The sequence below is a fragment of the Melioribacter sulfuriphilus genome (genome assembly GCF_052656625.1).
The window spans coordinates 101,082-121,307 of record NZ_JBQXXK010000003.1; the positions used below are offsets into that span (position 1 = coordinate 101,082).

Consider the following 20,226-nt stretch of genomic DNA (forward strand, 5'->3'; position numbering starts at 1 on the left):
ATGAAAATCAGTTTTATAATCATTACCATTTTTATTTTATTATTTGGTTGTTCATCTTTACGTAAAACACAAAATGAACAACCCGAAGAAAAAGTATATATATTCGATGAGTTAGAAACTCTCGATGAAGTAAGTAAAACTGATACTTTAAATAATGAAAACAAAATTGAGGAGATTCCTTCCGACGAGGTTAAGAAGAAAACCATCCATTTTATTGTTCAGGTCGCTGCTTTTTCGAACAGAATTAACGCAGAAAAATTCGTTGAAATGAATTCAAGTAAAACAGACTATGAACTCAATATTATTTATAAAGATGAAGTTAAAATGTATACAGTGCAGCTCTTTCCATTTGACTCTATCGAAAAGGCAGAAAAGGTGAGGGATGAGTTAAAAAAAGTGTCCGAATTTAAAAATACCTTCATTTTTACGATAGAAGATTAATCTTATTCTGTTTGGCAATTTTCAGTTAATAATCATAAATTTATACTGCATTTTTTAACAAAAAAAAAGGTGGGCAAGTGGCTTTTTCTTTAAACAAGATTATGCTTATTGGAAATCTGGGAAGCGATGCTGAAACACGTTTTACTACGAACAATGTATCTGTAACTACATTTTCACTGGCTACTACGAGAAGTTACAAGGGACGGGACGGCAATTGGGTTAATGAAACTACATGGCATAATGTTGTGGCTTACAATTTATCCGACTTTTATAAAGATGCCTTAAAAAAAGGGAAGAAGTTTTATATCGAGGGAAGAATATCAAAACGGGATTATGAGGATAAGAACGGCATAAAGAGATACTTTACGGAAGTAGTTGCCGAACAGCTAATTCCTCTGGATAGCAGAGAAGCACCACCAGAAACCGGCGGAGAAGAAATTCAAGGTGATGCTCCTGCTATGGAAGCCGATTCGGACGAGGATTTACCATTTTAATTGTATGTTGAATAAAGTCGGGATTTGACGATAACTTGGAAAGCGATTCATTTTTGCGTATAGTTCTTCTAATAATTTTTATTATTCTCTCCGGATTCTTTTCTGGATCGGAAGTGGCTCTCTTTTCTCTCGACAGGAAAAAAATTAAAGATTTTCGGAAAACAAGCAAAATTATAGGAAGCTATCTCCAGATATTACTGGATAATCCCAGACGTATTCTGGTAACTATTTTACTCGGTAATACAATAGTTAATACAGCAGCGTCTATCATTTCCGTTCTAATAGCTTTAGACCTCGCTAAAATTTACAATGTCTCAGCGGAACTTGCTATCACAGTTCAAATTATCATCCTAACCATAATTATTCTTCTCTTTGGTGAAATAATTCCGAAATTAATTGCAAATAAGAATAATATCAGTTTTGCCAGAATGGTTGCTATGCCTCTTTACTGGTTTAGTGTGCTGTTTTTCCCGATTGCCAAAATATTGAGTGACTTGCTCCGAGTGGCTACTGCAAAAATTAAGACGGATAAATTCAAAAATCCTCTTCTTAATTCAGAAATTACCGAACTGACTAATCTCGGCGTGGAGAGAGGAACAATTGAAGAAGACGAGCACGAACTTATTGAAGGCATAGTATCTTTTAGAAGCGTAACAGCGCGGGAAATAATGACTCCACGCGTCGACATTGTAGCAGTCCCTGTAGATATTACTTTTGATGAACTAATGAAAGTTATTAATGAATCGGGTTACAGTCGTATTCCTTTATATGAAAACTCGCTCGATAATATTATTGGAATTATTTATGTCAAAGACTTACTACCGTATTTGAAGAATCCCGAAATGCGCAAGTCACTTTCACTTCGTAAAATTGCGCGTGAAGTATTCTTTGTGCCCCAGACAAAATATATAAACGAGTTGCTCCACGATTTCCAGGAGAAAAAGCTTCATCTGGGAATTGTAGTCGACGAATATGGTGGCACTTCCGGTTTGATTTCTCTCGAAGATATTCTTGAAGAAATAGTTGGAGATATACGGGACGAATTCGATAAAGAAGAAAATCCGATAGTTAAAATTTCGGACAATACTTATTTGCTAAGCGGTAGATTGCCTATCGACGAACTGAGTGAGCTTCTTGGAAAAGATTTGTCAAACGAAGACGACGATTATGATACGCTCGCCGGTTTTATTCTAAATCACGCAGGTTCTATTCCAGAAGAAGGTTTCTCTTTTACCGATAAAGGCATTAAATTTACTGTGAAGGAAATTCTTAACAAAAGAATAAATAAAATTCTTGTAGAAAAACTGCCGGAGCAATAATGAGAAAGGGATGTTTTTTAACCCTGGTCTCCATAATTACAATTGCAATCGGTAGTTTGATTTTTGTCTATAGGCAATACGGGTCGATGATAGAAAACTATGTTAAAGAAAAAATATTCGAAATTGGTGTAAATGATTTTAAAAAAAGATTTGATAAGTTACAGCACAATAAATATGACGATTCTTTGCAGGTACTTTTTTCGGAAAAAATTGAAAAACTAAAAAAAGAAAATTTCGAAGAATCGATGGAAAATTTTGAAAAAATTGTTAATCGCACAAAAATATTTATTGAGGATAGTGTCATCGACTCACTTGAATTTAATATTCTGAAAAAAATAATTAACGAAGATGAAAGACGAGAGAAAAACTGAAATTAAAGTTGGTATTACTGTATTCCTTGCACTTATAATCTTTTTCTGGGTTCTCGGCTGGGCTAAAAATATTACTTTTAACGCCGACAAAACAGAATTGAGGATTAAGTTCAATAATGTTGCAGGACTTGAAATTGGAGATCCGGTTACCATCAACGGTGTGCGAGCTGGTTATGTAGAAGATATAAAGACTGAAAACAATTATGTAATAGCATTACTAAAAATTGACAGAAACATTTCTTTACGTCAGGATGCTACTTTCCAAATAATGATGCTCGATTTGATGGGAGGTAAAAAAGTAGAAGTTTTTCCGGGGAATTCGGATATTCTTCTCGACGCCGACCAAATTCATAATGGCATGTTCCTCGGCGATATTTCAACTACAATGGCTTTATTAGGCAATTTACAATCTGATTTAATTCATTTAATTAAAGAAGTTGATCTTACTCTTACAAAATTGAATAATACTATTCTCGACGACCGCTTTACGGGTGAGGTAACTGCTTTAGTAAAAAATTTGAATAATACAGTTGATAATCTCAATTCGTTTGTAACTCGGAACGAATCAAATATTACAAAATTATTATCCAGTACAGTCGAAATTACAGAGAATGTCGATAGTCTAATTTTAGAAAACAGAGATACAGTTAAAGTGTTCCTTAAAAATGCAAATCTGACTTTAAAGGAATCGAAGGAACTATTAAATGAATTGAATTCAATGATACATGAAACGCGTCGCAGCGAAAATAATCTTGGCAAGTTATTGTATGACGATAAATTTATGGAAGATATAAAAAATACAATGACAAAGCTCAATAAACTCGTCGAAATTTTAGAAGAGCAAATACGTGGCAAAGGTATCAAAGTAGACGCAAATATTTTCTAAAAGAGAAGGTATATGGTAATTGGACTGGGTATTGATATAATTGAGATCGACAGAATAAAGCAGAGTGTAGATAATTACGGCCAACGTTTTTTAGAAAAAATATTTACAATTTCTGAATTGGAGTATTGCTTAAATAAAAAGAATAAATATCAGCATCTGGCAGCGCGCTTTGCGGCAAAAGAAGCAATAACAAAAGCTCTCTCTTCAGTTAATGTTATCCCTGGATGGAAAGATATTGAAATCAGCAATCTCTCGAATGGAATGCCGGTTGTAAATCTGAGGAAAAATGAGATTAAAGAATTTCTTGGGGACAACAAAAAATTATTGATATCAATGAGCCATTCCGACAATTATGTTACTTGCGTTGCAATACTCACCACCACCTCCTGAAATTAGAACTTATTTCCTATATTTATCGTTTGAATTGTAGATTTTTTAAGAAAGGAATGTGATGAACAAAAATCGTGTAATCGTTGCCATGAGTGGTGGGGTCGATTCTTCGGTGGCTGCTGCAATTTTGAAAAAGGAAGGCTACGATGTAATTGGAATTACAATGAAAACATGGGGCTTTATGGAAGTTGGAGGAGCTCCAAAGCACGAATCGGGCTGCTGCTCGCTCGATGCAATTTTTGACGCTAAAAATGTAGCTGAATTAATAGGCATTCCGCATTATACAGTCGATTTCACAAAAGCTTTCGAAAAAGCAGTAATCGACGATTTTGTCAATGAATATCTTTCAGGTAGAACTCCGAACCCTTGTGTTGTATGCAATCGCAAAATTAAGTGGGAGGAGTTACTGAAAAAAGCTGATTCGCTCGATGCACAATATGTTGCGACAGGACATTATGCATTGGTGGAAAAAATTAACAATAGATTTACATTGAAATATTCAAAAGACCATAAGAAGGACCAGACGTATGCTCTATGGGGACTTACGCAGGAAAGCTTATCACGCACATTATTCCCGCTCGGTAAATATACAAAAGAAGAAGTGCGGTCAATCGCCGCAGACTTTGGATTGAAAACAGCAAGTAAACCGGATAGTCAAGAAATTTGTTTTGTGGCGGATAATAATTACGAAAGATTTTTACGCGAAAGAATTCCTGAGGTGGTCAACGAAATTCATGAAGGTAATCTGGTATACCATGGTCAGGTGGTGGGAAAACATAAAGGTTTTCCATTCTATACAATTGGTCAACGACGTGGACTCGGTGTATCATTCGGTAAACCTGTCTATGTGAAAAAGATCGACAATGAAACAAATACAATTGAAATTGGCGATAAAGAAGAACTACTTAAAAAGTACGTTAAAGCTTCGGATATAAATTACGTGAGTCGGCCTTCATTGAATAAAGGCGAAAAAGTCTTTGGAAAAATTAGGTATTCAGATACTGCCAAAGAAGCCGTTGTCCTCAAATCGTCTCAAGATACGATAGAAATTGAATTTTTAGAACCAAAAAATGCAGTTACTCCAGGACAATCTCTCGTTCTTTATGACAGTGATGGTTACCTATTAGCTGGTGGAATAATAGATAAGTGATAGGATTAGATCTTTCATAATTAATCAATTTTTTGCATATTGTACGCCAAATTATAACCATTGTATAATTTTGAACGAAGGAGGTCATCTTCGAACGTAAGTTCGGATCAAACGGAGCGCTTAATGCAAGGGTTCTATTATTGAACCAAAGTTACGAACCCCTTACAATTTGTAACGTAAAAAAGGCAATAATATTACTGCTTATGGGTAAAGCAGAATTAGTTGCAAAAAACAGCGCTCGACAAATTAGAACCGTAAGTAAATCTTATCCCTGGCCAAGCGTAATTAAGCTGAAAGATTATATTCGAGTTCCTTACAAAAAAATTATTCTTACCAGAAAAAATATACTCAAAAGGGATGGTCATCGATGTGCTTACTGCGGTAGAGGTGATTTACCATTGACGGTTGACCATGTTATCCCGAAATCAAGGGGAGGAACGGATACTTGGGAAAACCTGGTGGCAGCGTGTTTACCGTGTAATAATAGAAAAGGGGACAGAACTCCTGAAGAAGCGGGTTTGAAACTTAGAATCAAACCATATACACCCAATCACATACTTTTTATCAAGTCGGCGGCTGGCAGAATTGATAATGCATGGAAACCTTTCCTCTTCGATTAAAAGTAAGTTTCCTTTTTTTTCTTTATTTTTGTGCTCTATATTCATTAATTTATTCTAACTAAATTATGGCTAATAAACGAATTCTAAGCGGTATGCGCCCTACAGGCAAATTACATCTTGGACATTTTGTAGGCGCTCTGGAAAACTGGATTAAATTGCAAAATCAATACGAAAGTTACCACCTCATTGCCGATTATCACGTATTGACCACAGATTTATCCACTGAACATATTTATGACAATACAATTGAAATGGTTATAGACTGGCTATCCTCAGGACTCGATCCAGAAAAAAGTCCATTTTTTCGACAATCCCAGATTAAAGAACATGCCGAACTTTATTTAATTTTTTCAATGTTAATCACAAAATCTCGTCTGGAAAGAAATCCCACATTAAAAGAGCAAATTCGCGATTTGAATATCGAAAACGTTGTATATGGACATCTTGGTTATCCTGTCTTGCAGGCAGCCGATATTTTATTATATAAAGGCGAACTGGTACCGGTAGGGGAGGATCAGGTTCCGCATATCGAAATCACACGCGAAATTGCCAGGAAATTCAATAATCAATACGGGGAGGTTTTTCCGGAACCGGAGCCACTTCTTACGAGTTTTTCGCGTTTACCAGGACTTGATGGCAATGCTAAAATGTCGAAATCGATTGGAAATGCAATTCTTTTGTCCGACGAGCCAGAGACTGTCAATGCAAAATTAAGAAAAGCCGTAACGGACACTTTAAAAATACGGAAAAACGATCCAGGCCGTCCAGAAGTTTGTCTGGTATTTACATATCACAAAAGATTCAATCCTGAGGAAACAGAAAGCATTGATGCAGATTGCCGTAGTGGCGCTCTCGGATGTGTGGAATGTAAATCGAGATGTGCTGCTAAAATTAATGAATTCCTCGTACCTATTATCGAAAAACGGAAATATTACGAACAGAATATTGATCTGGTAAAAGATATATTGCACAATGGCGAAGCTAAAGCAAAAGTTGTGGCACAACAGACGATGGACGAAGTTCATTCAAGTATGAAATTCGGATAATGTATAAAATCAAACTTACACAATTCGAAGGACCGCTCGACCTTCTGCTATTTTTTATCAAACGGGACGAGCTTAATATTTACGATATCCCAATATCGAAAATTACCAAAGACTTCATGGACTATCTTAAAATGCTACAGCAACTCGACCTCGAGATAGCTGGAGATTTTATTTTAATGGCTGCCACTTTAATGCAGATAAAGGTTAAAATGCTCCTTCCGAAAGAAGTGGACGAAAAAGGCGAAGAAATCGATCCAAGAGCTGACCTCGTAAAAGCACTCCTCGAATATAAAAGATATAAAGAAATGACTGAGGAATTTAGCTTTATGGAATCGAATATGAGAAACTATAGTTTCCGTAGTAATTTCGAGTACGACGAAAAGGAAAAATCTGCTAATCTCGATGTCTTGTTAAAAAATATTTCCATCTATGATCTTATTAAAGCCTTCAAAAAAGTAATTGAATCGAAGAAGGAAGAACCCGTTCACGAAATTAAAAAATGGAATGTTACAATTGAAGAACAGATCGATTATATTGAAAAAAAAGTGAAGTTGCACAAGAGAATTACATTCAATGAATTGATGAAAGAAATGGTAAACAAAATTAGGATTATTGTTACATTTATTGCAGTTTTGGAGATGGTTAAATCCGGTCAGGTCGGTATTGAAGAATCTCCAAATTTTAATGACTTTATAATCTACGGGCTCTCTGATGGATAATCTCTATTATTCGGTTATCGAAGCGTTGATTTTTGCTTCTGACGAACCTTTGCCAGCTAAAGAAATTGTCAATGCCATTAAAGAAATTGACGGCGCGGATACCGATATTTCTGTCGAAGAAATCGATGCGGCTGTTAATTTGCTCAATGAAAAATATGAAGAAAATGGCCATGCATTTAAGATCCTGAGAATTGCCAATGGTTATATTTATGCCACAAAAGCTGACCATGCAAAATATGTCGGCTTTCTTTCAACAGAAAAGAGTAAACGTCGACTGAGTCAAGCTGCTCTCGAAACTTTAGCAATTATAGCTTACAAACAACCAATTACAAAGCCAGAACTTGAAACAATTCGCGGTGTGAATTCCGATTATACTTTGAATACTTTGCTCGAAAAGAATTTGATTACCATCAAGGGGAGAGCTGATACTGTAGGGCGTCCGCTTCTTTACGGTACTACGGACGAATTTTTAAAATATTTTGGACTGAATAGTCTTACCGATTTGCCGAAACCACGTGAAATCGAAGAGATTATGAAAGACGAAGATTTTCAGGAACAAAAACGAAGAATTATGATGAACAAAATTGAAGAAGAACTTGAAAATGAAATTAACGACGAAGGCACAAACGATGAAGATACGATTGAATAAGTTTCTTTCGGAATGCGGAATCTCCTCAAGAAGAAAATCGGAAGAATACATTAAAATGGGACGAGTTTCAGTAAATGGTAATGTCATTACCGATTTTAGTTTTTATGTTGATCCTGAGAGTGATATTGTTTATCTCGATGGAGAAAAACTTAAGCCCGAAAAAAAAGTTTATTTCCTCCTCAATAAACCCAGAGGTTTTATTACAACGACAAGTGACGAAAAGAATCGGAAAAAAGTAACTGATTTGATTAAAACTAAATACAAGATTTTTCCCGTTGGTAGACTCGATTACAACACAACCGGCGTGCTTATATTGACTAACGACGGTAACTTTTCGAATTTCTTGACGCATCCGAGTAAAAAAATTCCACGCGTTTATCATGCCACGCTCGATAAACCGTTGTCTATAGAACACGCCGATAAATTGTTGAAAGGAATTTATCTCGATGGTAGAAAAAGCAAATTCGAAGAAATTAAAATCATCAATTACAAAAACAAAAAAATGGTGGAAGTAACAACCGTAGAAGGCAGAAATCATTTTGTAAAGAGAATGTTCGGACAGCTTGGTTATTTTGTGAAATCTCTCGAACGAGTAAGCTTCGGCATATTTAATATCGAAAAACTTCCATACGGATCTTATAGAGAAATTACGATTAACGAAATTGAAAAAGTTTATAAAACCTATGATAATTAGACTTTTCCTGATATTGCTCTTATCTTGCTTTGTCTATGCTCAGAACGATTCGTTGAAAGAGCAATATTCAATTAAAGAATTGAGAGAACAGCTCGACGATTCTTTTAACGACCCGGCATTGAATAATGCTTTTGTAGGAGTTTTTATTAGGTCATTAAAGTCCGGAGAAACTATTTACAAGAAAAATCCGGACAAGTTATTTATTCCAGCGTCGACTGTTAAACTCTTCACAACAGCAGCAGCACTATTTATATTGGGACCCAATTTTACGTATGAAACAACAATTTATACCGACGGCGAAATTACGAACGGCATTCTTAAAGGAGATTTGCTTGTATCCGGCTCGGGCGACCCATCGATTTCTAATCGATTTTACAACGGAGCTCCAACGGTAGTTTTCGAAGAGTGGGCTCAACAGCTATTAAATAAAGGCATCAATAAGATAGAAGGTAATCTTTATTTTGACGACCACGCATTCGACGATATACCGCTGGGAGAGGGATGGGCGTGGGATAACGAAAGTTATTGGTTCGCTGCACCCTCAGGTGCTCTCAGTTTTAACGATAATTCTATTGAAATTACAATCACTCCGTCCGAATTAAAATTCCCTGCTAAGTATAAAATTTCTCCTAATACAAATTATGTTAAAATCATTAACAAAGCAGTAACTACAGATGGCGAAACGGAAATCGACGTAACGAGAGAAAGAGGCTCTAATGTAATTTATATTAACGGTTTGATTAATATTAAATCCGAGCCAGTAGTTAAAAATATTTCAATTAGCGGACCCGCATACTATTTTATGACACTATTTAAAGAAACTTTGAATGCTCGAGGTATTCAGGTTGAAGGAGAAATTCTCGACTACAACACGACAGATAAATTTATTATAAAAGACGAGATGACTCCTCTCTTGATTCATCGATCGGTTCCGTTGTACAGAATAGTCAACGAAACAAATAAAAACAGTAATAACTTTTATTCAGAGCAACTATTAAAAACAATTGGACTTGAAGTCTATGGATACGGTTCGGCTGAGAATGGTCTGGACGCATGCAGAAAACTTTTTAATGACATCGGAATTAATGTTGATAATCTAAATCTTGTAGACGGTTCCGGTTTGTCGAGGATAAATCTTGTAACACCGCGTCAAACTGTCAATCTTTTGACCTATCTCTTTAAATCGGAAATGTCGGACTATTTCTATAATTCATTACCAATTGCGGGCTTTGATGGAACTCTTGCAAATCGTATGAAAAATACTCATGCTAGTAATAATTTAAGAGCAAAACCGGGTTACAGTCCCGGTGTATCAACACTTGCAGGCTATGTTAAAACCATTTCCGGCGAAATCCTGGCATTCTCTATATTTATTAATAACTATCTGTCATCATCTAATCTGGTAAATTATATAATTGATAATGCTTGCAACAAGTTAGTCAATTTTGTTAGAAATTAATACGGAGGAAAAGTGGAAAACCATAATCTCGAAGCAGAATATAATTCATTAATGAAGAGAAGAAGAGAAGAATTCGAAGAATTAATTAAAAGAGGTATTTTACCTTATGCATATAGCTATGATGTCGACAGCTACTCGATCGATATAAAACAAAATTACGAAAGGTACGAAGGCAAAGATGTAAAAGTTGCGGGACGCATTATGGCATTGAGGCGCATGGGAAAAGCTACGTTCGCTCATATTCAGGATAGCAAAGGCAGAATCCAGATTTATCTCAAGAAAGATGATCTGGGGGATATATACGATATTTTTAAACTACTCGATATTGGTGATATTATCGGAGTGGAAGGATTTGTATTCAAAACTAAAACGGGTGAGATTTCCGTACACTCAAAATCGTATCAACTACTTGCCAAATCCTTAAGACCTATTCCAATTGCCAAGGAAGTTATTGATGAAAACGGGAATAAGATTATTTATGACCAATTTGCAGATAAAGAGTTAAGATACAGGCAAAGATATGTAGACTTGATTGTTAACCCTCAAGTAAAAGATGTTTTTATCAAAAGAGCACAAATTATTACGCAAATAAGAAAGTACCTGGACGATAATGGTTTGACTGAAGTAGAGACCCCAATCCTGCAACCTTTATACGGAGGCGCTGCTGCTCGTCCTTTCATTACACATCATAATGCCCTTGATATCGATTTGTATTTAAGAATTGCAGACGAGCTCTATTTAAAACGTTTAATAGTAGGTGGTTTTGACGGTGTTTACGAGATATCGAAAGACTTTAGAAACGAAGGAATGGACAAAACGCATAACCCTGAATTTACAATGCTCGAGCTTTATGTGGCTTATAAAGATTACGAATGGATGATGGAATTTGTTGAAAAGATGGTAGTAGAGCTGTGCAATAATGTATTCGGCAAAACTCAATTTGAAATCGAAGGTACGGAAATTAATTTCAATCCTCCGTGGAAGCGAATATCAATGGTTGATGAATTGCTTAAAGTTACTGGTATCGACGTACTAAAAGCTGATTATAACGAGCTGGTAAAGGCACTTAAAGAAAGAGGTATAGAGCCTAAGGGAGGTGAATCGAAAGGCAAGTTAATCGATGAGCTATTTGAAGCAACGATACAACCCTCTTTGATACAGCCTACATTTGTTGTCGATTATCCATTAGAACTTTCGCCGCTTGCCAAAAAGCACAGGTCAAAAGAAGGATTGGTAGAAAGATTTGAAGGTTTTGTGCTCGGCAGGGAAATTTGTAACGCCTTTAGCGAATTAAATGATCCGATCGACCAGAAAAAACGATTCGAACAACAGGCAAAAATGCGAGAAGAAGGCGATGAAGAAGCTCACCAGATCGACGAAGACTTTGTAAGAGCACTCGAATATGGGATGCCTCCTACAGCTGGACTGGGAGTTGGTATTGACCGACTTGTTATGCTACTTACAAATCAGCCTTCGATCCGAGACGTTATTTTGTTTCCTCAAATGAAGCCGGAAAATTAAGAATGAAGAAAATTATTCCTGCGATAGTAATTTCGATACTTCTCGGATTTTTTGTGGGTGTTAAACTCGACGATTTATTATTCCCTTTAAAAGATGTTCAACTGGATAAATTCGAAAAAGCTTACAGGTATACTTCTTATTTCTATGTCGATTCTCTCAATGAAAATGAATTGGTTGACAATGCAATCGAAGGTATGCTTAAAAATCTCGATCCGCATTCGGTTTATATAACGCCTGAAGAATTCTCATACGAAGAAGAAGAGATGAGAGGTAATTTCGAAGGTATCGGCATCGAATTTCAAATACTGAAAGATACTATTGTTGTAGTCTCTCCAATAACTGGAGGTCCAAGCGAATCAGTTGGTATTTTAGCCGGCGATCGGATTATTAAAATTGAAGGCAAGGACGCAACTGGACTGACGAATGACGATGTAATTAAATTGTTGAGAGGAAAAAAAGGAACTCCTGTGAGTGTTACAGTATTAAGACCATCGAATAATTCAACAATCGATTTTACTATTGTCAGGGATAGAATAAATTTAAATTCAGTAGACATTGCATTGTTATATAACGGCAATATTGGATATATCAATTTGACACGCTTTTCGGAAACTTCTACCAGGGAAGTTATTGAAGCGCTCAATCGACTGCGTAAAGAGGGAATGGAAAAACTTGTTCTTGATTTGAGAAATAATCCGGGGGGACTTCTTACACAAGCTTTTAACATTGCTGATTTATTTATCGACAGTACAAAAATGATTGTCTACACTAAAGGAAGATATGCTGAGTTTGACGAAGAATTCCGTGCACGTCGCAATTATCCATTCGAAAAATTACCATTGATAATTCTGGTTAATCGTGGCTCGGCTTCTGCCAGCGAAATTGTAGCTGGTGCAATACAGGACTGGGACCGTGGTTTGATTGTCGGTGAAACAACTTTTGGAAAAGGCCTGGTTCAGAGACAATTTGTCCTACCGGATAATTCCGCATTACGAATTACAGTCTCAAAATATTATACCCCCTCAGGAAGAGAGATCCAGAGAAATTACAAGAATCGAGAAGAATATTACAATCAAATTAATTACAGAGAAGAACCCGATTCGATTAATATCAACCATAATTATGAAGATAGCTCTACTGTAATTTTTTATACTAAACACGGGCGTAAGGTTTTTGGAGGCGGAGGCATTACTCCCGACATCATTATCGATGCCGAAAAGAGTTCTGACTTTCTGGTTGATTTACGAAAAAATAATATCTATTATCGATTTGTAAGAAATTATCTCGATAGGAATGGACAAAGACTGAGAAATCTTTACTCTTCAGATATGAATAATTTCTTGCGCAATTTCGATTTCGACTCGAAAGAAATCAATGAATTCTTGCAGTTTGCTAAAAACAATAATATCAAATTTACATCTAAAGATTTTCAAAACAACAGAAAATTTCTACTTGGAATATTAAAGGCGTTTGTTGCGCGTGAACTCTTTAAAGAAAAAGGATGGTATTCTGTTCTTTTGAATATCGACAGACAATTTCAGAATGCACTGAAGTATTTTGAAGAAGCAACTAAATTACCAGGCTTTTATGGAAATTAAGCTCTATCCTTACAAAGAAAAATATCCGATTCTTGCTCCTGATGTTTTTGTAGCTCCAGGTGCTAAAATTATTGGTGATGTCGAAATACAGGAAGGTTCTTCCGTGTGGTACAACGTTGTAATTCGCGGAGATGTCAATTACATTAGAATTGGAAAAAATACAAATATTCAGGACGGCTCGGTTCTTCACGTTACAAATCAAAAATTTCCACTGATTATTGAAAATAACGTAACAATCGGACACGCTGCAATTCTACACGGAGCAATTCTTAAGGAAAATTGTTTTGTCGGTATGGGAGCAATTCTACTCGATGGAGCCATTCTCGAAACAAATTCCATGGTGGCCGCTGGCTCTCTGGTTAAACAGGGATTCGTTGTACCATCAGGTAAACTCGTCGCTGGCGTGCCGGCAAAAATTGTTAGAGAACTGACCGATGAAGAAATCGAGATGATCCATCAATCTGCTCGTAATTATAAGGAGTATGCCAGAATTTCAGCAGAATCTCTTAATAATCATATCTAGGTGTAAAATTGCTCAGAAATGTTTATGTATACACGTCTTATAAAATTTCAAAAAAAGTTATTCATAGAATTATTAAATTATTAAAAGACGATAACGGTCTAAAAATAATTAATCTTGAAATAAGTATAGTGGATATAAGCTCAATCGTTGAATTAAATAAAAAATATCTGAACCATAATTATGCTACCGACGTTATTTCATTAAATTATTCGGAAAGTAGTTCTATTATTGACGGTGAAATATTTATTTCTTATAATGTTGCCGAAGAAAACGCCAAAAAATATCGAGTTTCCTTTGATGATGAATTAAAAAGGCTTCTCATCCACGGTATTTTGCATTTAATCGGATATGACGATGGAACACCAGCATTGCGAAAAAAAATGAAACTTAAAGAAGATTTTTATGTTAAAAAGGCAAAAATTTTAGGAAGTTTGATTTATGGATAATATGAAACCCGAAGTAATTGAAATTATATCTAAAATTCTGGAAGGACTTGGTAAAGGTAAGTCGCTCGAAGAATTGAATAAATATTTTACTGAAAAGAAAAAGTACGACAAACAGACTCTCAATATTGCCTTCAGTCTTATTTATGATAAAATAATTCTCCAAAACAGTTTTCAAATGCTCGAAGAAAAAGCTGGAATTAATAGGTTTAGAAAGAGCTTCAGATTTCTTACTGAAGAAGAGAAAGATGCTCTGGGCGTGGAGAATTATAATTATCTAATGCATTTAATAAACGTAGGATTAATAACTCCTACTACTCTCGAAGATATTCTCGAACAGATTTCGATGTTTCCGGAAAATAAAATAAGTAGAAACGAATTGAACTGGATTGTTCTTCTGTCTCTTGTCGATTTCGAATCCGACGTTCCACCCGGCAGTCGAATTCTGCTTTATACTTCCGACTACGTCAATTAAGGTGAAAAATTATGAGCAAAGATCTTATTCTTGTTGAATCCCCTTCAAAAGCTAAGACGATTAATAAATATGTAGGTAATAAATATATTGTCGAAGCTACGATAGGACATATTAAAAATTTACCAAAGAGTAAACTGGGAATTGATGTAGAAGACCAGTTTAAAACCAAATTTGTGACGATTCGCGGCAAAAGTGATATAATTAAGAGAATTAAGAATTTAGCGGCGAAGTCGAAAAATATTTATATTGCAACTGACCCCGACCGCGAAGGTGAAGCAATAGCTCAGGACGTGGTCGATATTTTAAACAAGGAGGACAGAGCCAAAGTGCGGCGCGTATTATTTAACGAAATAACAAAAAATGCCGTAAATAGAGCTCTCGAAAATCCTCTTCAGATTGACGATAAATTGGTCAGTTCTCAACGAGCCCGCCGTGTGATGGATCGTATTATCGGGTATCAGGTAAGTCCATTTCTCTGGAAAGCTGTTATCGACCAATATGGAAGTTCACTTTCAGCTGGAAGAGTGCAGTCGGTTGCGCTTCGATTAATTTGCGAGCGGGAAGAGGAAATTGATAAATTTATTTCGACTGAATACTGGTCAATTATCGCCGTTTTCAAAACCGACAGGGGAGAAGAATTCTCGGCAAAACTATTTGAAATCGAAGGGAGGCAATTAAAAATTCAACCCAAACCCGAAATGACGGATAAAGAATGGGAAGAATTTTTGAAGAAAAACTTTGCCATCAATTCCAGAGAGATAGCAGATAAAATTATTTCGGAAATCAAAAGCGTAAAGGAATTTAAGATTTCCGAAATTAATAAACGCCAGACGAAAAGGAATCCGTCGCCTCCATTTATCACGAGTACTTTACAGGTTGAAGCATCGAAGCGACTCCGATTTCGACCTCGCCGCACTATGATGCTTGCACAGCAACTCTACGAAGGGGTGTCGATCGGTGATGAAGGTCTTACAGGTTTAATTACTTATATGAGAACCGACTCAACTCGTATGAGCGATGAAATTTTAAACGATGCACGTCATTATATCAGAACTCAATATGGCGACGAATATTTACCCGATTCCCCGAGAACTTATCTTTCTAAAAATAAAAATGTGCAGGATGCTCACGAAGCAATTCGTCCAACTTCACTTAAATATACACCAGAATATGTTAAACCGTATCTTGATTCTTCACAGTACAAACTTTATGAATTGATCTGGAATCGCTTCATAGCCTCACAAATGGAACCGGCAGTATTCGAGAATACTACAGTTTCAGTTATAGGCGATAAATTCGTTTTTAAAGCTACTGGTTCAACTTTATTATTTGACGGTTTTCTTAAAGTATACGACGATTCAAACGGCAACGAAGAAAACAATGATACAGATGACCTGAAAAATATAAAAATACCAGCAGGACTCAATAGCAACCAAATCCTTAATCTGGTAGATCTAAAATCGAATCAACATTTTACAAAACCACCGGCTCGTTATACAGAAAGTAGTTTAATAAAGGAATTGGAAAATAAAGGCATAGGACGACCGAGCACTTACGCTTTAATTGTCGGCACTATACTCGATAGAAAATATGTTGAAAGTGTAGACCGTAAATTAGTGCCAACGGAACTCGGCAAAAAAGTAAACGATATTTTAGTAAAGAATTTTCCGAACATTTTCGATGTAGGCTTTACAGCAAAAATGGAAGATGAACTCGACTCGATTGCCGAGGGAGAAAATGATTATGTACAGGTTCTTACAGATTTTTATCAACCTTTTTCTGAAACGCTTGCTAAAGTGGAATCGAAGCTCGAAAAAATTAAGTGCGAAAAGTGCGGTTCAGACATGGAAGTGAAAATTGGCAGGTATGGAAAATTTCTTGCATGTACAAATTACCCCGAATGTAAAAACATTAAATCTCTTAAAGAAATCAGTAATTCAAACAACGAGCCCGAATATACAGGCAATACATGTCCAAAATGTGGAGGTAGAACTCTTTACCGCGAAAGCAAATATGGCCGTTTTATCGGTTGCGAAAACTATCCTGAATGCGATTATACAGAACAAATTACAACTGGTATTAAATGTCCGGAATGCGGCGAAGGAGAATTGATTCCTAAAAGGACTAAACGTGGTCGAATTTTTTACAGCTGTAGCAGATATCCCGATTGTGAATATGCAACATGGAAGCTTCCTAAAGAGGAAGAGGTCGACAACGACTAACTCATAATTTTATGTCCTATGAAAAAATAAATAATATCGTTGGCAAATTGCTGTCCGAAATGTCGGGAGTCAATCGGGTATCTCAAAATACCGTCGACGCATATTCCACTGATTTAAATCAATTTGTCGAATATTGCGATGAATTAGGTGTTTCGTCTCTGGATAAAATTACCGGAAGACATCTTCGTAATTACCTTGTCAGGTTAAATGAAAAGGGAATTAGCAAAACTTCGGTGGCTCGTAAGCTATCGGCATTGCGCAAACTTTTTCAATTTGCTTTAAAGAATAATTTAATAGCATCTAATCCGATAAAGAAAATATCCAATCCGAAAGTCAAAAGGAAACTGCCTGAAACAATAAGTGCCTCATTTTATGAAGATATCATTTCCAAAATTGATACAATAGATGAAGACGAAATGGTAAGAAGGACTTATAAAATAATTGTAGAACTTTTATATGGATGTGCTCTTCGGGTTTCTGAACTGACATCGCTAAAACTGAAAGATGTTGACCTTAGCAATAAAACTATTAAAGTATTTGGTAAGGGTTCCAAAACAAGGTACGTCCCGATCGGCGCAAAAACATATCAAATTTTGAAAGAATATATCGATAATATGGAATCAAAAAACAGTAATGACTTTTTGATTACATTAAATGGTAAGCCAGTGGATAGGTTTTATATTTACCGCCTCGTTAGAAAATTATTGAGTGGTTACGAATTAAAACGCAAAAGTCCACATATTTTCAGACATAGTTCAGCTACTCATATGCTTGACAACTATGCTGACCTTCTTGCTGTTAAAGAATTTCTCGGGCACGAAAATCTTTCTACCACTCAAATCTATACGCACGTCAGTATCGAGAGGATAAAAAAAATTTATAAACAAGCTCATCCAAAATCAAAAAAGGAGTCGTTATGAATATTAAAATTACATCGCGTAAATTCAGAGCAAAAGATTCCTTGAAGAATTTCATCAAAGAGGAAATCAAGTCGGCAGAAAAATTTTACGACGAGATCCTGGACGTCGACGTCATATTGAGCTATACAAAACCAGAGGACAGTATAAAAACTGCTGAAATAATTGCACAAATACCGGGTAAAACGTTATCTGTTTCGCACTCCAGTGACGACTTTGAAAAATCGGTATCTGCTGCAGTCGAAAAATTGATACGTCAACTCCAAAAGATTAAGACACAAAGGAACGCAAGGAAAAAATAATGAAACTTGACGATAGAAATATCTCAAGAAAAGAATATATAACCGTTGATTTCTTTTTCAAAAAGACAAAAGAAAAATTCAAATTACGTTTGCTCAACGAGCGGGTCGGTTTTGAAAGAAAAATTAAAGACCAGAATCTGCATCGTCCGGGTTTACCACTTGCAGGTTTTTTAGACCTGTTTGCTTATAGCCGAATTCAGGTTTTTGGAAATACGGAAATGAGCTATCTCCACAGTTTATCGAAAGAAGAAAGGAGGAATTCATTAAACCGCATTTTCAAATTCGAAATTCCTTGTATAATAATAACAAATAGCAATCTTCCTTCGCCGGAAATGATTGAGCTCGCAAACGAATTTAACATTCCCATTTTTGGTTCAGATTATACTACAACGAAATTAATTTATTTACTTGGAGATTTCCTCGACGACCAATTTGCGCCACGCATAACAGTACACGGTTCGCTTGTCGATGTCTACGGTGTCGGTATTTTGTTCACCGGTAAATCAGGTATTGGAAAAAGCGAAGTTGCACTCGATCTTGTCGAAAGGGGACACAGACTCGTTGCCGATGATGTCGTAATTTTAACTAAAAAGGGGGAAGGAATTCTGATGGCTTCGGGGACCGACCTGGTTAAACATTTTATGGAATTAAGAGGCATCGGAATTATCGATATTCGGAGTATGTTTGGTGTGCGCGCTATTCGATATCAAAAACGTCTTGAAGTAGTTGTTGAGCTCGAAATATGGGACGATAAAATCGATTATACACGTACGGGACTCGAGGATTCGTTCATTAAAATTCTCGACATCGAAATACCGTATATAAAACTTCCCATAATTCCGGGAAAGAATATTACCGTGATTTCAGAAATTATTGCTATTAATTATTTACTGAAGCACTACGGTTACGACGCAGCAAAAGTCTTACAAAAAAGAATAGAGGATCAAATTCGTAAAAAAGGCGAAGATTACGACCGTACGGTCGATTATTTCGAGCACGATTTTGAATAGCCTTTTCTACTTGACACCCGATAATGGTTTTATTATTTTCGACACACAAATAAATTATTATGAAAAAATTTTACTACTTTTCAAAATCTAAGCTTAAGTTTGTAGAAGTCGAAAACTTCTACAAAAAGTTCCTGTTTTTAGTGGCCTTCTTATCGGTCGTAATATCTTTCTTTATTTTTGGAACTTACCTTGTTGTTAACGAGTTTATTAACCCAGATTCAGAAATCAGAAAATTGAAAAAAGACAATGCACTGTTGCGGTCAAAACTTGAAATGATGACTGAAAAATACGTTGAACTCGATAAAAGGGTTAAAGAATTGAAAGATTTAAGCTATTCATTGCGACTGACTGCAAATCTTGAAATCGACAGCAGTGTATTTGGCACAGGAGGAGCTGCCTTTACTCCAATTACAACTAACGATCCATCGTCAATAACAAGTTTCGTAAAAAATCTTGATAAACTGGTCAACAAAGTTGAAAACAATCTAAATTCTGAGCGTAATAATTACAATGAAATTGTCAGAAAACTAAAAGAAAACGAAGTGTTGTTTGCCTCAATTCCTGCAATAAAACCATGCTCGGGAACAATTGCAGACGATTTTGGTTTAAGGATGCACCCGATTTTAAAGGTTAAAAGAATGCATAGCGGTGTGGATATTATCACGGACGTCGGCACAAAAATTTATGCACCGGGTAATGGTACTGTAATTTTTGAAGGCAATCGAGGCAGTTACGGATTAACACTTGAAATTGATCACGGCTTCGGTTATAAAACAATTTATGCTCATTTAATGAAGACTAAAGTAAAAATTGGTCAAAAGGTAAAACGAGGCGACCTGATTGCCTATTCTGGGAATTCAGGCTTATCAACCGGTCCTCATTTACACTACGAAGTTAGACATAATGATGTTCCTTTAAATCCATTGAATTTTATTTATGAAGACTTGGATTTATTTGAATTTGTAAAAAAATAGAGG

23 protein-coding genes are annotated in these 20,226 nt (G+C 35.9%); all 23 read left to right on the top strand.

Annotation, left to right across the window (positions count from 1 at the left end; translation table 11 throughout):
* Positions 1-441 carry an SPOR domain-containing protein gene (locus ACUN8G_RS04155; protein WP_437345866.1) on the top strand — a complete coding sequence of 147 codons (441 nt, stop codon included), beginning with the start codon at positions 1-3 and terminating at the stop codon, positions 439-441.
* A gap of 77 nt (positions 442-518) precedes the next feature.
* Positions 519-935 (top strand): single-stranded DNA-binding protein, encoded by a 417-nt coding sequence (locus tag ACUN8G_RS04160; protein WP_437345867.1) that lies wholly within the window; start codon positions 519-521, stop codon positions 933-935.
* Between the two features lie 53 nt (positions 936-988).
* Positions 989-2,254 carry a hemolysin family protein gene (locus ACUN8G_RS04165; RefSeq protein WP_437345868.1) on the top strand — a complete coding sequence of 422 codons (1,266 nt, stop codon included), beginning with the start codon at positions 989-991 and terminating at the stop codon, positions 2,252-2,254.
* Positions 2,254-2,625: a hypothetical protein gene (locus tag ACUN8G_RS04170; protein WP_437345869.1), complete on the top strand. Its 372-nt coding sequence runs from the start codon at positions 2,254-2,256 to the stop codon at positions 2,623-2,625. Before ACUN8G_RS04165 ends, ACUN8G_RS04170 begins: the two co-directional genes overlap by 1 nt.
* Positions 2,603-3,511 carry an MlaD family protein gene (locus ACUN8G_RS04175; protein WP_437345870.1) on the top strand — a complete coding sequence of 303 codons (909 nt, stop codon included), beginning with the start codon at positions 2,603-2,605 and terminating at the stop codon, positions 3,509-3,511. The genes ACUN8G_RS04170 and ACUN8G_RS04175 overlap by 23 nt, the downstream gene beginning before the upstream one ends.
* Before the next feature lie 12 nt (positions 3,512-3,523).
* Entirely contained in the window at positions 3,524-3,901 is a 378-nt protein-coding gene (acpS, locus tag ACUN8G_RS04180; protein WP_437345871.1) for a holo-ACP synthase, read from the top strand.
* Between the two features lie 61 nt (positions 3,902-3,962).
* Complete coding sequence (gene mnmA / locus ACUN8G_RS04185) at positions 3,963-5,051, top strand: tRNA 2-thiouridine(34) synthase MnmA (RefSeq protein WP_437345872.1); 1,089 nt, start codon at positions 3,963-3,965, stop codon at positions 5,049-5,051.
* A gap of 140 nt (positions 5,052-5,191) precedes the next feature.
* The gene (locus ACUN8G_RS04190; RefSeq protein WP_445480906.1) at positions 5,192-5,671 is read left to right on the top strand and encodes an HNH endonuclease; all 480 of its coding nucleotides are present in this window, start codon (positions 5,192-5,194) and stop codon (positions 5,669-5,671) included.
* A gap of 65 nt (positions 5,672-5,736) precedes the next feature.
* Entirely contained in the window at positions 5,737-6,717 is a 981-nt protein-coding gene (gene trpS, locus ACUN8G_RS04195) for a tryptophan--tRNA ligase (RefSeq protein WP_437345874.1), read from the top strand.
* Positions 6,717-7,436, top strand: coding sequence for a segregation and condensation protein A (locus ACUN8G_RS04200; RefSeq protein WP_437345875.1), 720 nt, complete (start codon positions 6,717-6,719; stop codon positions 7,434-7,436). The genes trpS and ACUN8G_RS04200 overlap by 1 nt, the downstream gene beginning before the upstream one ends.
* Entirely contained in the window at positions 7,429-8,085 is a 657-nt protein-coding gene (gene scpB, locus ACUN8G_RS04205; RefSeq protein ID WP_437345876.1) for an SMC-Scp complex subunit ScpB, read from the top strand. The genes ACUN8G_RS04200 and scpB overlap by 8 nt, the downstream gene beginning before the upstream one ends.
* Positions 8,066-8,779 carry a pseudouridine synthase gene (locus ACUN8G_RS04210; RefSeq protein WP_437345877.1) on the top strand — a complete coding sequence of 238 codons (714 nt, stop codon included), beginning with the start codon at positions 8,066-8,068 and terminating at the stop codon, positions 8,777-8,779. Before scpB ends, ACUN8G_RS04210 begins: the two co-directional genes overlap by 20 nt.
* Positions 8,748-10,238, top strand: a complete 1,491-nt coding sequence (dacB, locus tag ACUN8G_RS04215; protein ID WP_445480907.1) for a D-alanyl-D-alanine carboxypeptidase/D-alanyl-D-alanine endopeptidase — start codon at positions 8,748-8,750, stop codon at positions 10,236-10,238. The genes ACUN8G_RS04210 and dacB overlap by 32 nt, the downstream gene beginning before the upstream one ends.
* Positions 10,239-10,289: 51 nt before the next feature.
* The gene (gene lysS / locus ACUN8G_RS04220; protein ID WP_437346145.1) at positions 10,290-11,759 is read left to right on the top strand and encodes a lysine--tRNA ligase; all 1,470 of its coding nucleotides are present in this window, start codon (positions 10,290-10,292) and stop codon (positions 11,757-11,759) included.
* Positions 11,760-11,761: 2 nt separating this feature from the next.
* Positions 11,762-13,357, top strand: a complete 1,596-nt coding sequence (locus tag ACUN8G_RS04225; RefSeq protein ID WP_437345879.1) for a S41 family peptidase — start codon at positions 11,762-11,764, stop codon at positions 13,355-13,357.
* Entirely contained in the window at positions 13,347-13,880 is a 534-nt protein-coding gene (locus ACUN8G_RS04230) for a gamma carbonic anhydrase family protein (protein ID WP_437345880.1), read from the top strand. Before ACUN8G_RS04225 ends, ACUN8G_RS04230 begins: the two co-directional genes overlap by 11 nt.
* A gap of 8 nt (positions 13,881-13,888) precedes the next feature.
* Positions 13,889-14,326, top strand: coding sequence for an rRNA maturation RNase YbeY (ybeY, locus tag ACUN8G_RS04235; RefSeq protein WP_437345881.1), 438 nt, complete (start codon positions 13,889-13,891; stop codon positions 14,324-14,326).
* Entirely contained in the window at positions 14,319-14,798 is a 480-nt protein-coding gene (locus tag ACUN8G_RS04240; protein ID WP_437345882.1) for a DUF494 family protein, read from the top strand. The genes ybeY and ACUN8G_RS04240 overlap by 8 nt, the downstream gene beginning before the upstream one ends.
* Positions 14,799-14,809: 11 nt before the next feature.
* Positions 14,810-17,020: a type I DNA topoisomerase gene (topA, locus tag ACUN8G_RS04245; RefSeq protein ID WP_437345883.1), complete on the top strand. Its 2,211-nt coding sequence runs from the start codon at positions 14,810-14,812 to the stop codon at positions 17,018-17,020.
* Between the two features lie 11 nt (positions 17,021-17,031).
* Positions 17,032-17,940 (top strand): tyrosine-type recombinase/integrase, encoded by a 909-nt coding sequence (locus ACUN8G_RS04250; RefSeq protein ID WP_437345884.1) that lies wholly within the window; start codon positions 17,032-17,034, stop codon positions 17,938-17,940.
* On the top strand, positions 17,937-18,239 hold the full coding sequence (gene hpf / locus ACUN8G_RS04255; RefSeq protein ID WP_437345885.1) for a ribosome hibernation-promoting factor, HPF/YfiA family: 303 nt from the start codon (positions 17,937-17,939) through the stop codon (positions 18,237-18,239). Before ACUN8G_RS04250 ends, hpf begins: the two co-directional genes overlap by 4 nt.
* Entirely contained in the window at positions 18,239-19,249 is a 1,011-nt protein-coding gene (gene hprK, locus ACUN8G_RS04260; RefSeq protein WP_437345886.1) for an HPr(Ser) kinase/phosphatase, read from the top strand. The genes hpf and hprK overlap by 1 nt, the downstream gene beginning before the upstream one ends.
* 59 nt (positions 19,250-19,308) lie before the next feature.
* Entirely contained in the window at positions 19,309-20,223 is a 915-nt protein-coding gene (locus tag ACUN8G_RS04265) for a M23 family metallopeptidase (RefSeq protein ID WP_437345887.1), read from the top strand.
* Positions 20,224-20,226: the final 3 nt, after the last annotated feature.